Source organism: Enterobacter cloacae complex sp. IR5401 (assembly GCF_049238425.1).
In the GTDB taxonomy this organism is placed as follows: domain Bacteria; phylum Pseudomonadota; class Gammaproteobacteria; order Enterobacterales; family Enterobacteriaceae; genus Enterobacter; species Enterobacter hormaechei_C.
On record NZ_JBMKHN010000051.1, the window covers coordinates 1 to 1,085 of the forward strand.

1 tRNA gene and 2 rRNA genes are annotated in these 1,085 nt (G+C 50.7%); all 3 read right to left on the bottom strand.

The window, feature by feature from the left end:
• Positions 1–656 (bottom strand): 23S ribosomal RNA (locus tag ACOTX1_RS23770); the annotation flags it as partial.
• A 182-nt stretch (positions 657–838) separates the two neighbouring features.
• A tRNA-Glu gene (locus ACOTX1_RS23775) sits at positions 839–914 on the bottom strand.
• 84 nt (positions 915–998) lie between these two features.
• Positions 999–1,085: ribosomal RNA gene (locus ACOTX1_RS23780) — 16S ribosomal RNA — on the bottom strand; the annotation flags it as partial.

Consider the following 1,085-nt stretch of genomic DNA (forward strand, 5'->3'; position numbering starts at 1 on the left):
CAACTTAACGCCCAGTTAAGACTCGGTTTCCCTTCGGCTCCCCTATACGGTTAACCTTGCTACAGAATATAAGTCGCTGACCCATTATACAAAAGGTACGCAGTCACACCCGAAGGTGCTCCCACTGCTTGTACGTACACGGTTTCAGGTTCTTTTTCACTCCCCTCGCCGGGGTTCTTTTCGCCTTTCCCTCACGGTACTGGTTCACTATCGGTCAGTCAGGAGTATTTAGCCTTGGAGGATGGTCCCCCCATATTCAGACAGGATACCACGTGTCCCGCCCTACTCTTCGAGTTCACAGCAAGTGTGTTTTCGTGTACGGGACTATCACCCTGTACCGTCGGACTTTCCAGACCGTTCCACTAACACACAAGCTGATTCAGACTCCGGGCTGCTCCCCGTTCGCTCGCCGCTACTGGGGGAATCTCGGTTGATTTCTTTTCCTCGGGGTACTTAGATGTTTCAGTTCCCCCGGTTCGCCTCGTTAACCTATGTATTCAGTTAACGATAGTGTGACGAATCACACTGGGTTTCCCCATTCGGACATCGACGGGTCAAAGGTTCATATCACCTCGCCGTCGCTTTTCGCAGATTAGCACGTCCTTCATCGCCTCTGACTGCCAGGGCATCCACCGTGTACGCTTAGTCGCTTAACCTCACAACCCGAAGATGTTTCACTTCCGATTGCGAAAATTTGAGAGACTCGAACACACATGAGCTGTGTGTCGTTTCAATTTTCAGCTTGATCCAGATTTTTAAAGAGCAAATATCTCAAACATGACTCGCAAGTCAGTTTTGAGATATGACGGCAGGTGACTTTCACTCACGAACCAGCAAGTGGCGTCCCCTAGGGGATTCGAACCCCTGTTACCGCCGTGAAAGGGCGGTGTCCTGGGCCTCTAGACGAAGGGGACGTACAGTCTCAATCGCAAGACGCCTTGCTATTTACTTTTCATCAGACAATCTGTGTGAGCACTGCAAAGGCAGGTTCTTTAAGGTAAGGAGGTGATCCAACCGCAGGTTCCCCTACGGTTACCTTGTTACGACTTCACCCCAGTCATGAATCACAAAGTGGTAAGCGCCCT